This window comes from Phycisphaerae bacterium, from assembly GCA_019636475.1.
In the GTDB taxonomy this organism is placed as follows: domain Bacteria; phylum Planctomycetota; class Phycisphaerae; order UBA1845; family UTPLA1; genus JADJRI01.
On sequence record JAHBXN010000005.1, the window covers coordinates 249,414 to 265,594 of the forward strand.

The window sequence follows — 16,181 nt, forward strand, 5'->3', positions numbered from 1 at the left end:
CGATCAGGCGATGGATTCAAATTCGGGGTGATCAATCCGGAGACATCGCGTGCCTTTGGCGGAAAAATCGTGGGTGATGGAGGCTCGCTTACTGGCTTAACAATTCCTCGACAAGGGCCGCCGCGTCCAGATCATCGATCATGCCGTCGTCGTTCATGTCGCCGGCGCAAAACTCCCGGGGCGTCGCATTATCGGGATCAAGCCAGGTCGCCACGAACAACGCGAGGTCCTGGCCGTCGATCGCGGAGTCGCCGGTGAGGTCTGCCTTGTCGCAGGTCGCGGGCATGGTGCTGACACTGGTGAGATATACCCTGTCGAGGGAGTTGGCAAAGTTGTTGTTAATCGCGTTGCCGGCTGCAAAGAAATTGACCTGGCCCATATCGCTGTCCGGAGCGCGCCACTGAACGTGGTAAAATGCGGTATTGCCCAGACTGGCCCAGTTCGCCACAGCATTGCCGACGCCGGTGGCGGTGTGCGTGATAAAGTTTGTCCCACCCGTGCCTGACGAATGTCGCGTGTTTACAGCATCGGAAACAATGGGCGTGCCAAGAAACGCGCCGAGCGGACTTTCAGCACTGAACTCGAAACCCGCCCCCGCCTGAACGGTATCCGTCACCATGATGGTGATGTCGTAGACCCGATTGAAGTTGTACATGACTGGCGCATCAAGAATCTGGACGCTGCCGGTCGAGTGACCGAGACTTCCGGCATGGCAGGCGGAGCAGTTATTGCCGTTGCTCGCGGTGCCTCCATTTCGGAACGGCAGCGCTCCGGCGCGGTTGGCGAAGGCGAAATCGGCGCCGCAAATCAGAACGAACCCTATCACAATCCCGGACAATTTCGAATCGGGTGTCATTGTCTGCTCCCTCTCGTGTTTTGCCGCGCGCTCTCGAAGGCCTCGATCACCTCCAAGTGGACGACTCTGTGCGCGGCCATTTCCGTAGCAATGTCATCCGCTACTACCGGACATTGCACGAATCCCGAATTTTCTGTTGAGTTGGGAGTTCACCGCTCTCCGGTGGCCCGGCACCGGAGAGCGCGAACCCGCATGACGCAGACATTTCGTTCAAACTTGTCCAACTGGCGGCAACTGACGTGCAATGATTCGGCTATGGGCCGACATGAATTCGGGGGGAGATGATCTCGGTTTCTCACGATCGCGGGAGGCGGTCCCGCATAATTGACCGGAAGCCCAGCATCCTTTTTGCAGGTTGTTCAGAGCGCCGCGAGATAGATCTCCCGCAGCGACTCAACCGTCAAATCTCTCGGATTGAATCGTGCGGTCCACTGAAGAAGGGCCATGTCCGCCAGATCAGGAATCGCGTCGAGCGTCACGCCGATGTCACTTAAGCGGCGCGGCAGGCCAGCCGTTTGGAGCATCACCTCGACCCGGCAGGCAAGCTCTTCGGCGTTTCTGACCCCGAGGGGTCCATCGCCGCACAGGTCTGAGTATGGGTCAGATGCGCCGACCGCATTAAAACGAATGACATGTGGCAGCATCAGGCCGACGGCAATTCCGTGTGTGGCGCCATACATGGATGTCAGCGGATTGGCACAAGCATGCGCCGCGCCGAGCATGGATGCTTCGATCGCCGCGCCCGCACAATGCGCGCCGAGCAGCATGGCGGAGGAAACGGACAACTCCGATTCGACGTGTGCCGGGTTCCGGCCGTGCGATTCCGTAGCCGCCCCCGTGATCGCCGATTCGAATGCCGGATTCAGCAGCCGCCAGGCTGTGCGTGAAAGCTCGCGCGAGGCCGGGGTGCGTTTGTTGCAGGCAGCGGTTTCAATCGCGTGTGCCACGGCGTCGATGCCTGTTGCCGCGGCGACGGCGCGCGGCACCGTCGCAATCAGCTCGGGATCCAGAATGGCAACACGAGGCAGCGCTTTCCGATCGCCGCAGGCCATTTTCTGATGCGAATTGGGGTCAGTGATCAGCGCAAAGGACTGTGCCTCGCTTCCGGTCCCTGCCGTCGTCGGAACACAGATCGATGGCAGCATCGGCTTCGATGCCTTCCCGATTCCCCAATAATCATGCATTACCCCGCCGTTGGTCAGAATGAAGTTGATGCCTTTGGCGCAGTCCATGCTGCTGCCGCCGCCCAAGCCGACCAGAAAATCCACGCCCAGATCGCGAGCAATCCGGACACCCGATTCGACTTCATGGGTTGTTGGGTTTTCGCGGGCGCCGTCAAACGCAGTGACCTCGACACCCGCATCACGCAGCGACTGGGTCGCGCGCTCGGCATGACCGGCTCGAACAATTCCCGGATCGGTAACAAGCAGGACGCGTGTTGCACCCTCCTCGACAGCCAACGACCCGAGTTTGCGCAAGCTTCCTTCGCCAAAGACGATGCGAACAGGAGAATGTCGAAGGGCGGAATAGGATTCGATGAGGTCAAAGCGCATGGAGGCGTCCGAAGGAAGCTGACTCACGATGGGCGGCAAAACTGATAACGTGCGGCATATAGGTATCTTTCTGTCCAGCAGGCGGGATTCTCCGGCGATCCGGATACGCTCCTGATTTCAAGCTAGGTGGACTCAAGCGTCATTCCATCATAAGCCAGTTCCATGCCAGCCGGCAGACCGGCATTGGTTTCCGCATGCCCCAGTTCGTGGGCGATGTGTGTGAAAACTGTACGCCTCGCGCCGATCTGACGGGCATGCGAAACCGCCTGAGTCAAGTTGAAATGTGTCGGATGCTCGCGCTTTCGCAAGGCGTCGAGGATGAGAACGTCCAAACCTCGAAGCAACGGCCACGAATCCGGCGGGATGTAGTTCACATCTGTGCAATATGCAAAATTGCCGACGCGAAATCCCAAAACGGGCAGTTTGCCGTGCATGAGCGGAATCGGCGTGATGGTCCTGCCGCCGATTTCAAACGGGCCGCCAATCTCGTGCGTGCGGAGATTGGGAACGGCTGATGGGTAAGCATTCTCCGGATCGAACACGTAGGGGAACATCTGCCGAATGCGAACCAATGTGTCATTCGCGGCATACACCGGCAGTGGGCCGCCCTGAAGCCAATTAAAGCGCCGAAGATCGTCCAGCCCCGTGACATGATCGACATGATAGTGGGTGTAGAGCACGGCACTGACGCGGGAAATCGCGTGCGTGAGACATTGGATTCGCAATTCCGGCGTCGTATCGACGAGCAGGGAGGTCTCGCCATATCGGATGATCACGCTGGGGCGCGTTCGCTTGTCGCGCGGATCCGACGACGTGCAGACTGCACAGTCGCATGCAATCATCGGCACACCGTGCGATGTGCCGGAGCCGAGAACAAGGACGTGAACAGATGAATCGGGCATGATCCGGATTATACGGGACAGGCTCCGTGGGCCGTAATGAATGATTTGCGCCAACGCCGTGCCGCTTACCTCCTGACCTACGGCGAAATACTGCAAGAGAAAGCCATTCCATCGACGCCGGACAAAGCTTGTCCGCTGAAGTAGATGATCTGGCTTTCGGTTTCGCCCCGCGGAAGCACGATCGATCCGAACTGAAAGTAAATCGGATGCCAGCGGTCCTTTGTCGCACTGAAGACGCGTGTCCAATTTTCGCCGTCTCGCGAGATCCAGAGGCCGGCTTCGCGGCTGAGATTGACGCTCGACACCTCGATCGACGTGGAGAGGGCATACACGCCGCCGAACCGCGCGCCGTAAATGCAACTGCCGTCGAGTTCCTGCAATCGCTCGACGCGCGCGGTGGCCTTTTCGAAACGGATCACGGCGTTTTTCTCTCGCTCGGTGTCGGTGCCGTAGACCAGGGTGTCGCCGAAATCGAAAACCTGCACCGCCCGAAAGCGCTGCTCGCCCTTTGCAATCCAGTCGAAGTCGCGCAGGTCCTCGGACAGACGACCAATGCCCGGCTCGTGATTGTGGTCGCCGGCGAGCACCCAGTAACACCTCAGCCGTTCATCGAACTGAAGATTGTGCAGGTGGAGAATCGATCCGCCCTCGAAGACCCGCGCGATTCGATAGGATCGGCCTTGATCATCGGAGACGAACAGGCGCACCGGCAGGCCGTGCGCGGTTCTGGAATTGTACTCGCCCCAGAGGACGCGATCGTTGGGGCCGACTGTTATCGTCATCGGCGGCGCGAGTCTTTGACCGCCGTCTTCGATTCGCGCAGGGATCATGTCCGGATCACCCGACGCGGCGTAATAAACAAACTCGCGGTTCGAAGCGATGATCGTGTCGTCGGTTGTCACACCGATCGCCTTCACTTCGTGACGGAGCAGACGCGAAGCCAATCGCGAGCAGGAGGCAAGCCGGCGCAGCGCCGATTGCGGCATCGCGCAGCGGAGCTGCCATGATCGACCGTTGTCAGTCGATCGATAAATTCTGTACCCGCGCGATACATAGACATCTCCGCCGCGCGAGACGCTCAGGATGCGTCCGGGGCCGATCGGCGCGGTCTGAATCCGCTGTCCTGATGCACTCGATTCCTGACCGCAACTGAGATTCACCATGTCACCTGCTCGCCGGGCCGATCGATAAATGACTGCATCCAGATTTCAAGCGTGATTAGCGCGTAGATCAGGTATGCGTGATCCGCGCGGGATGCGGCGTTCTCCGCGAGGACACGCTGCACCGATTCAGGCGAGAACAAACCGCGATCGCGGATTCGCCGCTCGCCGAGCAGGTCGTTCATCACGGTGCTCAGATCGTCAGTGATCCATTTGCGAAGCGGGGCGCCAAAGCCGGTCTTGCTCCGATAGAGGATATCGCGACCGACCAGTGGTTCCATCGCTTTCTTTAGCACCGACTTCGTCTCGACGCCGCGGAGCTTGTAGCGTTCAGGAATGCGAGCGACCAGCCGCATGAGTTCCACATCCATGAAAGGCACGCGGGCTTCGAGGGATGCCGCCATGCTGGTCTTGTCGGTATAGAGAAAGTTGTGTGCCCCGAGAAATCCCTGGATCAGCATGTGCGAATGGCGGTTCAGCACACCCGAGCCGACAAAATCGTCGTAGTAGCGCTGCATGGCTGACGACAGGCGATCGGTTGTGGCGAGGCGCGCGGTGAATGCTGGCGAATAGAGCGATCGCCGGGTTTCCGGGCTGGACCAATCGGCAAAAGCCAGCGTGCGTGAGAGGCCGCTCTCCAGCAAGGCTCGCCGAAATTTTCGCAGTCGCCTGGGGATCGCCTTGCCGGCACCCAGCATGGCTGACGCAAGGGCCGCGGCGGAGGCCAACGCAGGACCGGATATCCAGCGCGGAATGCGGTCGAGCCGGGCATAGAGACGCTGACTGACGTGACTGCGATAACCGAAGAAGACTTCGTCACCGCCCGTGCCGGAGAGCAGCACCGTGGTGCCGTCGTCGCGAGCCAGTTTCGAGATCAGGTACGAAGGGAAGATGGCGGGATCGGCATCCGGCTCGTCAAGGTGATAGACCAACTTCGGCAGGAGTGCCACCATATCGGCACGCACATCGACGGACTTGAGTGTCACGCCGAGCCGGTCGGCGACTTTGACCGCAAAGGGATAATCATCCTCGAACTGGTCGAGCGCCATGTCCTTAACCGGGACCCGCGCGGTGTAGCATCGAATCTCCCTGTCCGGAAATGACTTCCGCATGCAGGCGACGATGCTGGACGAGTCCGCTCCGCCTGAAAGGAACGCACCAAGCGGCACATCGGACACCATTTGCCGGCGCGTGGTCCGAAGGAATGTCTCCCGGACGTCCTCGACCCAGTCCGCCTCGCGGCGGGAGTCGTCCGGTTCATACGCCAGGAAAAACCACCTTTTGTTCTCCACGATCCGGCCGTCGCGCCAGATCATGCGATGGCCCGGCTCGACTTTCTGTATGCCGCGGAGCAGCGTGCGTTCGCCGGGCACCCAGAGAAAGGTGAGATAGTCGTGCACGGCGTCCGCGTTGAGTTCGCGAGAGATGCCGGGTATCCGAAGCAGCGCCTTGATTTCGGAGGCGAAGAAGAGTCCTCGGCCAAGCTGCGTGTAATACAACGGTTTGATACCGACATGATCCCGTGCAAGCACGAGTTGCCGCGCCTTTGAATCCCAGATTGCAAATGCGAAGATTCCGTTGAGCCTGTGGACCAACTCAGGCCCCTCTTCCTCGTATAAGTGAACGAGCACCTCCGTATCACTGTGTCCGCGAAACACATGCCCCCGCGCGACCAGCCCTTCGCGAATCTCCTGAAAGTTGTAGATCTCGCCGTTGAAGGTGATCCATACCGAGGCGTCCTCGTTGGACATGGGCTGATGGCCCGCGGGAGACAGATCGATAATCGACAGTCTGCGTTGGCCGAGACCGACCATGGCCTGGGTATCGTGCCATGATCCGGAATCGTCCGGTCCACGATGCTCCATCGCGCGGCACATCGGCTCGATCAGCTCGGGACGATGTTCACCAACATAGCCGCAGATGCCGCACATGTAAGATCCGCCACCCTCCCCGCCGGTACCGCCCGACAAAACCTCGGCGCTGCCGGGTTCACTACGACCAGAAACCTAATCTCGTTTCGGAAATTCTTCAAAGCGGTCGCATTCCGCGTCCGTTTCGGTATGTCGCGTTGAGGCCGGTCCACGAATCCGAGTTTGCGGACCTGGATTCAGGCCAGGTGTCCGCGACTGTGCACTTGGATCAACCCGATTCCGATTCGAACGATTATCCTGAGAAGTTTGTCGGCCGTTACCTCGCCAAAGTTCGTTTGAGCATGTCGACCACCTTGTCAATCTCCGAGTCAGTCGTCGGCCGGCCTACGCTGAATCGAATGGTTCCGACCGCCCTTTCTCGCGAATATCCCATGGCTGTCAGCACGCGCGACGGCTTTGCATCGCCTGCGTGGCAGGCTGCTCCCGTCGATGCACACACACCGTCTAGCTGCGAGAGAATCTCGCCGCCGATCCAACCGGGAAAACTGACGCTGACCGTACTGGGGATGCGTTCGACCGGATGGCCGTTCAGCACGACGCGTTCGCCAAAGCTCTCCGCGAGCCTGCTCCAGAAGTAGTCTCGATGTCGATTGTGATCGCCCTTTTGTAAATACTCCGCGGAAAGCGAGCACGCCTTTCCCAGCCCGACCGCCATCATGAGATTCTCTGTTCCCGCGCGCCGTCCGGACTCCTGGCCGGCGCCATGAATCAACGGCTCAAGTTGCAGTCCGCCGCGAATGTAGAGCGCGCCGATTCCCTTGGGGCCGTAGAGCTTGTGTCCCGCAATTGAAAGGAAGTCGGCGTTCATGGTTTGAACGTCGACCGGCACCTTGCCGAGCGACTGGGCCGCATCGACATGGAACAAGACACCACGCTCGCGGGTGATCTGACCGATTTCGACGATGGGCTCCAGCGTACCGACCTCGTTCTGGGCGTGCATCACGCTGACGAGGATGGTGTCCGGCCGGATTGCCTTGCGAATCTCATCGGGATCGACGCGACCGTATCCATCAGTCGGCACCTCCGTATGGGAAACGCCGAACGACGCGAGCCATTTCATGGGATTCAAGGTGGCCGGATGCTCGACGGATGTGGTCACCATGTGCCTACCGGCCGACTGCCTCAACTGAGCCGCGCTCTTGATGGCCCAGTTGCTCGCTTCGGTGCCGCCACTGGTAAAGGCGATCTCACTCGGGTCGGCGCTGATCAGGGCTGCGACCTGCGCCCGCGCGGTTTCAATGGCTTCTCGCGAACGGCGGCCGAAGGCATGACCGCTGTTCGGGTTTCCGAATTCGCCATGCAGGTAGGGCATCATGGCTTCGGCGACGGCCGGATCGACGGGCGTGGTGGCGTTGTAGTCGAAGTAAAGCATGGTTCCAGATCGGGTGTTGTTTCGAATTACTGATACCCATCGCGCAGGCCGAATCGATTCACACGAATCTCGGAAGATTGCAATCCTATTGCGCGAAACGCCGATGAGCATTATATGGAGAATGCAGCAGATCTGACAGCCAAGCCGCGGGACGACGACCAAACGATCCGAAGACGAGATGACACGCACGTTCTTGCCGTCGTACTGGCGCGGGCAGGCAGCAAGGGGCTGCCGTCGAAAAACTCGCTTCCGATCAACGGCCGGCCGATGATCGCGTACACGATAGCTGAAGCGAAGGCCGCCACGTCGATTGATGCGGTCTGCGTCACCACGGATTCCAGTCATTGCGAGGCCGTCGCCCGGGAGATGGGTGTTTATGTCGTCGAGCGCCCGGCGGAACTTGCGAACGATACGGCAACGGTCGATTCAGCGGCACGCCATGCCGTTGAGACTTACGAGAAATTCCGCCGTCCGGTCACGCACGTCGTGCTGCTATACGGGAACGTGCCGGTTCGCGCCCCGGAGATTATCGATCGTGCGGTCTCGAAACTTCTGCAACACGGGTGCGATTCCGTTCGCAGCGTGACGCCGGTCGAAAAGCAGCATCCGGACTGGATTCACCGTCTTGAAGGCGATCGGCTTGTCCAGTATCGCCGAAACTCCATCTACCGCAGGCAGGACCTCGAGCCACTCTATTATCACGACGGCGCGGTCGTCGCGGTGTCGAGAGCGTCGCTCTTTAGAGTCCGAAATGACGACGCCCATGCGTTTTTCGGGATCGATCGGCGTGCCGTTATTTCGAGCGGCGGACCGACCGTTGACGTAGACTCCGCCGATGACCTGAAGCTGGCATCAGCTATTCTGTCCCGGACTGATGAATCAGCGGCACCGCCGCGTGACTATGCTCCTGCGACGCGCGTGGTTCAGATTGGAGACCGTCTGATCGGTCCGATGCAGCGGACATTCATCATTGCTGAAGCCGGCGTGAATCACGACGGTTCAATCGACAAAGCCAGACAACTGATTGACGCGGCGCGCGAAGCCGGCGCGGACGCCGTCAAATTTCAATGCTTCCGAGCCGACCGGCTCGTTGCGGCCGATGCGCCGACCTGCGACTATCAAACGATTCACGACGCCGGGGCAACCGATCAGCGCACAATGCTTCGGCGACTCGAACTCACGCCTGAAAACTTCAGGCAACTGGCGGAATACGCCCGCAGCGTCGGCTTGATTTTCCTGGCGACGCCGTTCGGCATCGAGGAACTGGAATTTATCGTCAACGAAATCGGTGTACCCGCGATCAAGATTGCATCGCCCGACATCATCAACGTCCCGCTGCTTGCCAATGCGGCGGACACAGGCAGGCCACTCATTCTCTCCACTGGCGCGAGCGACAACGCGGAGATCGAGTCTGCAATCTCACGGCTGAAGAATGTCGGTGCGGGCGATCGGTTGATACTGCTTCACTGCGTCTCTTCATACCCCACGCCGCCTCAATGCGCGCGACTCGCAAGAATCCGCCAAATGAGTTCCCGATTCGGCATGCCCGTCGGATTCAGCGATCACGTCGACGACGTCGCCATTGGCGCTGCCGCAGTTTATGCCGGGGCGTGCGTTCTCGAAAAACACATCACGCTCGATCGCACCGCGACCGGACCGGATCATTTCTTCTCTCTCGACCCAGATCAATTCAGAAACTACGTCGCGGCGGTGCGGACTGCCGAGGCGGCCCTCGGTGACGGCCGCACTGCATTGGATCCGCGCGAATTGCAGGTCCGGGAACGTGCCCGCGGTCGCGTAGTCGCGAGCCGGACAATTCGCGCCGGCGATCTGTTTACGCCGGACAATCTCACGATTCAGAGGGCGTCGCGCGGACTCTGCGCCTCAGAATGGGAAACCATTATCGGTCGGCAGGCCTCGATGCCAATCGAGGCGGGCGGGCCGATCACGCGGGCGTCAGTTCGGAGCCTCGCCCAGGAAGAGACCGGCGTTGGATCTCTGCGGAAATAGGCTGAATCGAGCGGCGTTTCGGACCGATGAGCCGTCAGAAGCGGCCCAGCCTGGTGGATTGGCCGTACGTCCATGCTTCGATAGATTGAGGTCGTTACATGTCACAGGCAGATGCACTAACGGGGAAGGCACTGGTCGATGCCGCGATTTCGGATGTCGGCGAGATCGCGACGCTGCCGGAAGTAACGGTCAAGATCATACAAATCGTCGAAAATCCAAAGTCTACGGCGCGCGACCTGCACGAAGTCATCAAGAATGATCCGGCGTTGTCCGCTCGCATATTGAAGGTAGTCAATTCGGCGTTTTACGGGCTTCCCGGACAAATTGCGAGCATCGATCGCGCGATCGTGCTGCTCGGTCTCTCGGCCGTGAAGAATATCGCCATCGCCGCCTCCATGACGCATCTCTTTAACAGCGGCCCGGCAATCGAAGGCTTCAGCGGATCCGAAGTCTGGAAGCACTCGATCGGCACCGGCGTCGCCGCTCGCATGCTGTCGGCCGCACAAGGCCGCCCGACTGTTGAGGAGAGCTTCCTCGGCGGCATCATCGCCGATCTCGGGCTGCTCGTGGAACGCCAGGTTTTCCCGAAGCAACTCGCCGAAGTCATCGCCCAACTCGATGCCGACGGCGGCGACTTCTGTGAGCTGGAGCAGCAGGTCATCGGCGCGGATCATCAGGCCTTTGGGGCGGCGCTCGCGGGCAAATGGCGGTTTCCGCAGCCGCTTTGCACGACCATCGGTTATCACCACAAACCCCACGTCCTGGCGCCGGCAATGCGCGAACTCCCCACACTGGTCTGCATCGCCGACATCCTCGTCAGTCGGCTGGGCATGGGCTTCTGCACCTACGGCGAAGACATGGAGATTCCGATGGAATTTCTTGACGTCGTGAAACTGACGCCTGAGGCCGTACAGAATGTGATGGATCAATTGCCCGAGCAGGTGGCACTCGTCGAAAATATCTTCGCCTCCTAAGCGTGGCTTGCGAGCGTCTGCGGAAAAAGACGGACGCCGTGTCGTCGGGTTCGCACGACTGCTATACTCTCGTGCATGTCCGAATCGCTCGCCATCACGGCCATATCGCTCGGCTTTCTGCACACAATCCTCGGCCCGGACCACTATCTTCCGTTTGTGGCCATGTCGCGCATCTGGCACTGGTCGCTGCCCAGGACCCTCGTCATCACAATGCTGTGCGGGATCGGACATGTGCTCAGCTCGGCCGTGCTGGGGATCGTCGGGATCGCACTGGGCTTGGGGCTTGAGAAGCTGGAGGCGGTTGAGAGCGTTCGCAGCGATCTGGCGGCATGGGCTCTCATCGCGTTCGGGCTTGTTTATCTTGTATGGGGAATGCGCGCGGCCTATCGCAATCGTCCGCACACGCATCTCAGCATCGGGGGCGGCATGATTGTAGAGGCGCATCACGGGCCGGAACACGCAGAGGTTCACGACTCCGCAAGCGAAATGCCGCGGCACGCTTCGATGACGCCGTGGATCCTGTTCACCATTTTTGTCTTCGGGCCCTGCGAAGTTCTTATCCCTCTGCTGATTTTTCCCGCGGCGACCGGGCAGATCACAAGTGTTTGGTGGGTCACATTCCTGTTCGGCATCACGACAATTGCCACCATGATCGCCATTGTCGTGGCACTGCTGCTCGGCGTGAAATCCCTCCGACTGCGGGCGTTCGAACGATTCGGGCATGCGGCGGCTGGCGCTGTCCTGCTTTCCTGCGGGCTGGCCATCAAGTTCGGTCTCTGATCCGCACCTCAGACAGATTTTGATTTCGAATTGATCCGCATCATCGGCCGCGGACCTGCTTCAAGCACAACCCACGAACGCTGGTCGGACTTCATCACATTCATGGGTTGAATGGCAAGGAATGTCTCAAGCTGAATGAGGCTCAAGTAGCGCGACCACGCTTCCGCGCCGAGGAAAAAATCGCTCTCCGCCTGAATAATGTCACGATAGGGTTTGATGATTTGACGAAGATCTGCCGGTTCTGATAGTTCGTGGTAATGGCACGCTCCAGCCACACCGATGCCACAAATCGGTCCTGACGGCAGCTTGAACCAGAGCAGGTCGCCCGGATCGACGGCCTGAAAGGGAATGCGTCGAATCGACGACAACCGGCATTCAACGCGTTTGCGACCCGTAGCCATCCGCTGCAAATATCGCTTGTGCAGTACGACAAGATGGTGTCGCATATTGAATCCGTGTGGCGAAGCGCAGTTGAGACCGCGGGCAATCCCGCGAAGTTCCGGCAACCGAGTATCATGCGAGTCAATCGAGTATGCAATCTCCGCCAGTTTCATTACGGCGCGATGTGATTCATGGCAGTTGAACAACTCCGATCTGACTGGTCAGCCGAACTCCAACAGGACCAAAAATGCGGACGATCGGGCGCGAGCCGGCACGCTTCGGCGATGGGCTCCACGACATGCTTTCGCGCACGCCGCTCGTAGCGAAACAGTTGAGAATTGCGGGCATACCGAAGGGCGACCCAATCGCCGCACGGTTTCTGCGGCTCCCGAGGCGCTCCTATCAAAAGGCCGTCACGGCGTTATCGCCGTATGACAGGACCCAGGAAACCTATCCCGATGGGCGTACATCGCTTCAGATGCTGATTGAACAGGCTATTGAGAAGAGGAAACCGCTCTTCGCATTCGTGAACAATCGACGGGGAGGCAGCGCAGCGGACGCGATTGAGGGGGTCCTGACGCAGTGGTTCTAGCGGCGGCCTAAAACCCCGAAGAACGCCGTGGACCACGGAGCCGTTGTTGGGCAATAGGGAGTCCACCTGAAATGTCGCGTTTGGGAAAACGAGGCTGACGGGGCTCGAACCCGCAACCTCCGGCGTGACAGGCCGGCGCTCTGACCAATTGAGCTACAGCCCCAAACGGCTATTTCATCATCATGCGGCCGGCCTTCGCAGACCGCCACCGAATGCCCCACCGACGGCGGATGAAACACCATCGATCGGACACTCCTAAGAGATTGAAAATTAGTCGCCCACCCTCGTCCTGTCAAGATCACCGCAGCCCGTATTCTTCGTCCTCATGATGGGACCATCCGTCTCCCCGCCGACCATCGGAGCGAGTAGAATGATTGGGAGAGCGGCCATCGCCATCCGACCCGCTTGCCGGTACGCGCCGGGGATGCGCGGCCATGGGACCTAGATGAGCACTTCGCCATCAGAAATGACTCGGCTTATCGCGGCCGTGGCACAGGGCGACCGGAACGCCTCGTCCGCCCTGTTGCCGGTCGTCTATCAAGAGCTGCGCGCATTGGCCGGCAAGTATCTGCGGGGCCAGCGCCGCGACCACACCCTGCAGCCGACCGCACTTGTTCACGAGGCCTATTTGAAGCTGATCGATCAGACTCAGGCCAAGTGGAACGATCGCGCCCATTTCTTCGCCGTCGCCGCAACTGCGATGCGTCAGATCCTGGTCAACCATGCAGTGGCGCGAGCGGCGCTGAAGCGCGGCGGTGGACGTGCGAAAATTGCGCTCGACGAGAATGTTGCGGCCGGCGATCAGCCCGAATTCGACCCGATCGCCCTCGACGAGGCGCTAAAGAAGCTTGCAGAATTCGACGAACGGAAGAGTAAAGTCGTCGAATTGCGATTCTTCAGCGGCCTGACCGTTGACGAAGTCGCCGAGGTGTTGAACATCTCACGGAGCACTGTCGAAGGTGACTGGCGTATGGCACGCGCATGGCTGTCTCGCGAGCTGGCTGAAGGGGTGTAAGCGGTGGACGCTGATCGATTCCGACGGATCGATGAGATATTCAATCACGCGCGCTCGCTGGAGCAGGACGATCGGACCGCTTTTCTTTCGGCTGCTTGTGGCGAAGACAGATCGCTGCGATCGGAAGTCGAGGCTCTGCTGAACCACGACGACCACCCCGATGCCCTCTTTCGAACCCCTGCGATCAAGGCAGGACTTCAGTTCTCAAGCCTTGGCGGCAGCGTCTCAATCGCCCCGGCGGATAGCCCCATCCCCGAGTCGATCGGCGGCTATCGCATTCAGCGCGTCCTGGGAGAGGGCGGATTCGGCGTTGTCTATCTCGCGATTCAGGACAATCCCAGCCGCACGGTCGCCCTGAAGGTCATCCGAGAGAGCATTGCGACACCGCAAATGCTCAAGCGATTTGACTACGAAGCACAGATACTTGGCCGGCTTACTCATCCGGGCATCGCGCAGGTCTACGAAGCAGGCACCGAAGGCACCGGCCGCGGCACCCGCGCCTTCTTCGCGATGGAATACATTGAAGGCAAGCGGCTGGATCATTACGCCGACGATATGGCCTTGGCTGTGGAGAAGCGGCTCGATCTTCTGGCCCGTGTCTGTGATGCCGTGCAGTACGCGCACCAGAAGGGCGTCATTCACCGCGACCTCAAGCCGCAGAATATTCTCGTTGACGAACTGGGAAACCCAAGGATTCTTGATTTTGGCGTATCCCGCACCACAGACTCCGACATCTACACCACCACGCTGCACACCACCGCCGGACAACTCATCGGCACCCTGCCTTATATGAGTCCGGAACAAGTTACCGGCGACCCGACCGAAGTCGATACGCGCAGCGATATCTATGCGCTGGGCGTCATTCTCTATCTGCTGATGACCGGAAAACTGCCGCACGATTTGGGAAGCCGGTCGATTGCCGAGGCTGCGCGCGTCATCCGCGATGAGCAGCCCACGCGACTCAGTTCATTCAGCCGTGCGTTCAGGGGCGATGTCGACACGATCGTCCTCAAAGCGATGGAGAAGGACAAAACCCGCCGCTATCAATCCGCCGCCGAACTCGCGACGGACATCCGTCGGCACCTGCGCGGCGAACCCATCGAGGCAAAGCGCAACAGTGGTTGGTATGTCCTGCAAAAGACCCTGCGGCGATACAAACTTCTCGCAACGGTCTCCGCTTCCTTCGTGGTTGTCCTGATTCTGGCAAGCATCGCACTGGCTCAACTCTACCGGCGTGCCGAATTGCAAGCCGGCATCGCCCGAACAGAAAGAGATACCGCGCAAGAAGCGACGCGGCAGGCCCAGCAGGAGACTGAGCGTGCCCGAATCGAGGAAAGTCGGGCGACGGCAATCAAGAACTTCATGCTCCGATTGCTTCAGTCCGCCGACACACGCAGCGCACGCGGGGAAGATCGCACGGTGCGAGAAATGCTCGATTCGGTTGACCCGTGGCTTGAAAAATCACTGGCAGCCGAGCCACAGGTCGTGGTTGCGATTCGCGAAACTACCGGCCAGGTCTACCTGAGCATGGGGCTTTACGAACAAGCCGCAAATCAATTTGAGAAAGCGCTGGCGACGGCAGAGACTTTCCGCAGCGAAGAACCCGCCGTTTATAGCAAGCTCAAGCTCCATCGCGCCGTAGTTCATGAAAAAACGGGACGGCTTGAAGAAGCCGAGGCCGAAACCGAGGAGAGCCTGAACACGCTACGGCAGTTGTATCCCCCGGACCATCCCGACATTGGCTGGGCGCTCATGAACCTTGCCGGCATTCGCATGTCGCGTGGGCGCCTCGATGGCATCGAGCAGATGCTCACGACGGCCGTCGAAATCGCGCGGAACGCGCCTAAAACGGGCTGCCCCCAGGAGAATGAGGATTCGGATCTGGCGGCCACCATCGGAATCCTGGGAGCCTATTACTTCCGACAGCGCGACTTCGACAATTCCGAGCGGTGCCTGCGAGAAGCCATTGAAGTCGGGGTCGCCAAGCTCGGCGAAAACCACCCGACGCTCGCGCCGATTTACAACAATCTCGCCGCTCTTCTCGACACGAAGGGCCGACTCGATGAATCGCTGCCATACTTCCGGAAATCGCTTGAGGCCGCCCGGACGACAATGGGCCCCAATCATCCCGACGTCGCATACGCTTTGTGTGGACTGGGACAGGCTCTAACCCGGCTTCAACAATTTGAAGAGGCACTCCAACTCTTCAATGAGGCGATCCAAATTCGGCGGGATGCCCTGCCGTCAAACCATCCACTGATCGCAGTCGCGCTCACCGGGGCCGGTCGAGCCCTCAACGGCCTGGGAAAGCCTGACCAGGCCGAGGCGATCCTGCGAGAGGCGTACGAGATTCGACTCGCGACAGCCCCACCCAACGACTATGGCCGGAACTTCACCGCCGCGATCCTCGGAGAATGTCTCGTTCAGCTCGGCAAACTGGACGAAGCCGAGCAGATCCTGATCACGGCATACGAAGGCATCGTCGCGGCGCGCGGCCCCACTTTCGCCATAGCGCAGGGCGCGGCTGCCAATCTGGCAAAGCTCTACGACGCGCGCGGGGATACCGCAAAAGCCGCCGAATGGTCCGAACGGTCGAACGCAAGTGAATGATCTTGATCGACGACAGATGCCGTCGATGGAGCGTGCATACCGGCT

13 protein-coding genes and 1 tRNA gene are annotated in these 16,181 nt (G+C 59.8%); 6 read left to right on the plus strand and 8 right to left on the minus strand.

The window, feature by feature from the left end; genetic code table 11:
• Positions 1–88 precede the first annotated feature (88 nt).
• The 6 genes from KF841_10180 to KF841_10205 form a co-directional block, all read right to left on the minus strand.
• Complete coding sequence (locus tag KF841_10180) at positions 89–856, minus strand: hypothetical protein (protein MBX3395723.1); 768 nt, start codon at positions 854–856, stop codon at positions 89–91.
• 359 nt (positions 857–1,215) lie between these two features.
• The gene (locus KF841_10185; protein MBX3395724.1) at positions 1,216–2,409 is read right to left on the minus strand and encodes an iron-containing alcohol dehydrogenase; all 1,194 of its coding nucleotides are present in this window, start codon (positions 2,407–2,409) and stop codon (positions 1,216–1,218) included.
• A gap of 122 nt (positions 2,410–2,531) precedes the next feature.
• Positions 2,532–3,311, minus strand: a complete 780-nt coding sequence (locus KF841_10190) for an MBL fold metallo-hydrolase (GenBank protein MBX3395725.1) — start codon at positions 3,309–3,311, stop codon at positions 2,532–2,534.
• A 77-nt stretch (positions 3,312–3,388) separates the two neighbouring features.
• Positions 3,389–4,474 (minus strand): hypothetical protein, encoded by a 1,086-nt coding sequence (locus tag KF841_10195; protein ID MBX3395726.1) that lies wholly within the window; start codon positions 4,472–4,474, stop codon positions 3,389–3,391.
• Complete coding sequence (gene asnB / locus KF841_10200; GenBank protein MBX3395727.1) at positions 4,468–6,402, minus strand: asparagine synthase (glutamine-hydrolyzing); 1,935 nt, start codon at positions 6,400–6,402, stop codon at positions 4,468–4,470. Before asnB ends, KF841_10195 begins: the two co-directional genes overlap by 7 nt.
• 256 nt (positions 6,403–6,658) lie before the next feature.
• Entirely contained in the window at positions 6,659–7,774 is a 1,116-nt protein-coding gene (locus KF841_10205) for a cysteine desulfurase (protein MBX3395728.1), read from the minus strand.
• Positions 7,775–7,888: 114 nt separating this feature from the next.
• On the opposite strand from KF841_10205, the gene KF841_10210 reads away from it, so the two are divergent.
• From KF841_10210 to KF841_10220, 3 genes are all read left to right on the plus strand, one after another.
• Entirely contained in the window at positions 7,889–9,784 is a 1,896-nt protein-coding gene (locus KF841_10210; protein ID MBX3395729.1) for an N-acetylneuraminate synthase family protein, read from the plus strand.
• 98 nt (positions 9,785–9,882) lie between these two features.
• Positions 9,883–10,758, plus strand: a complete 876-nt coding sequence (locus KF841_10215; GenBank protein ID MBX3395730.1) for an HDOD domain-containing protein — start codon at positions 9,883–9,885, stop codon at positions 10,756–10,758.
• A 75-nt stretch (positions 10,759–10,833) separates the two neighbouring features.
• Positions 10,834–11,538: a sulfite exporter TauE/SafE family protein gene (locus tag KF841_10220; GenBank protein MBX3395731.1), complete on the plus strand. Its 705-nt coding sequence runs from the start codon at positions 10,834–10,836 to the stop codon at positions 11,536–11,538.
• A gap of 8 nt (positions 11,539–11,546) precedes the next feature.
• Here KF841_10220 and KF841_10225 read toward each other — a convergent pair whose 3' ends face one another.
• The gene (locus KF841_10225) at positions 11,547–11,984 is read right to left on the minus strand and encodes an ASCH domain-containing protein (GenBank protein MBX3395732.1); all 438 of its coding nucleotides are present in this window, start codon (positions 11,982–11,984) and stop codon (positions 11,547–11,549) included.
• 182 nt (positions 11,985–12,166) lie between these two features.
• Here KF841_10225 and KF841_10230 point away from each other — a divergent pair, with 182 nt between their 5' ends.
• On the plus strand, positions 12,167–12,511 hold the full coding sequence (locus KF841_10230) for a hypothetical protein (protein ID MBX3395733.1): 345 nt from the start codon (positions 12,167–12,169) through the stop codon (positions 12,509–12,511).
• Positions 12,512–12,600: 89 nt separating this feature from the next.
• On the opposite strand, the gene KF841_10235 is transcribed toward KF841_10230, so the two are convergent.
• Positions 12,601–12,674 (minus strand) — tRNA-Asp (locus KF841_10235).
• A 282-nt stretch (positions 12,675–12,956) separates the two neighbouring features.
• On the opposite strand from KF841_10235, the gene KF841_10240 reads away from it, so the two are divergent.
• Positions 12,957–13,526: a sigma-70 family RNA polymerase sigma factor gene (locus KF841_10240; GenBank protein MBX3395734.1), complete on the plus strand. Its 570-nt coding sequence runs from the start codon at positions 12,957–12,959 to the stop codon at positions 13,524–13,526.
• 3 nt (positions 13,527–13,529) lie between these two features.
• Positions 13,530–16,136 carry a serine/threonine protein kinase gene (locus tag KF841_10245; protein MBX3395735.1) on the plus strand — a complete coding sequence of 869 codons (2,607 nt, stop codon included), beginning with the start codon at positions 13,530–13,532 and terminating at the stop codon, positions 16,134–16,136.
• Positions 16,137–16,181: the final 45 nt, after the last annotated feature.

Excerpts from the sequence above, each read along its gene's own strand:
- KF841_10180 (MBX3395723.1), bottom strand. The coding sequence starts at position 856 with ATGACACCCGATTCGAAATTGTCCGGGATTGTGATAGGGTTCGTTCTG.
- asnB (MBX3395727.1), bottom strand. The coding sequence starts at position 6,402 with ATGTGCGGCATCTGCGGCTATGTTGGTGAACATCGTCCCGAGCTGATC.
- KF841_10190 (MBX3395725.1), bottom strand. The coding sequence starts at position 3,311 with ATGCCCGATTCATCTGTTCACGTCCTTGTTCTCGGCTCCGGCACATCG.
- KF841_10230 (MBX3395733.1), top strand. The coding sequence starts at position 12,167 with ATGCGGACGATCGGGCGCGAGCCGGCACGCTTCGGCGATGGGCTCCAC.
- KF841_10215 (MBX3395730.1), top strand. The coding sequence starts at position 9,883 with ATGTCACAGGCAGATGCACTAACGGGGAAGGCACTGGTCGATGCCGCG.
- KF841_10225 (MBX3395732.1), bottom strand. The coding sequence starts at position 11,984 with ATGCGACACCATCTTGTCGTACTGCACAAGCGATATTTGCAGCGGATG.
- KF841_10240 (MBX3395734.1), top strand. The coding sequence starts at position 12,957 with ATGAGCACTTCGCCATCAGAAATGACTCGGCTTATCGCGGCCGTGGCA.
- KF841_10220 (MBX3395731.1), top strand. The coding sequence starts at position 10,834 with ATGTCCGAATCGCTCGCCATCACGGCCATATCGCTCGGCTTTCTGCAC.
- KF841_10185 (MBX3395724.1), bottom strand. The coding sequence starts at position 2,409 with ATGCGCTTTGACCTCATCGAATCCTATTCCGCCCTTCGACATTCTCCT.
- KF841_10195 (MBX3395726.1), bottom strand. The coding sequence starts at position 4,474 with ATGGTGAATCTCAGTTGCGGTCAGGAATCGAGTGCATCAGGACAGCGG.
- KF841_10210 (MBX3395729.1), top strand. The coding sequence starts at position 7,889 with ATGGAGAATGCAGCAGATCTGACAGCCAAGCCGCGGGACGACGACCAA.
- KF841_10205 (MBX3395728.1), bottom strand. The coding sequence starts at position 7,774 with ATGCTTTACTTCGACTACAACGCCACCACGCCCGTCGATCCGGCCGTC.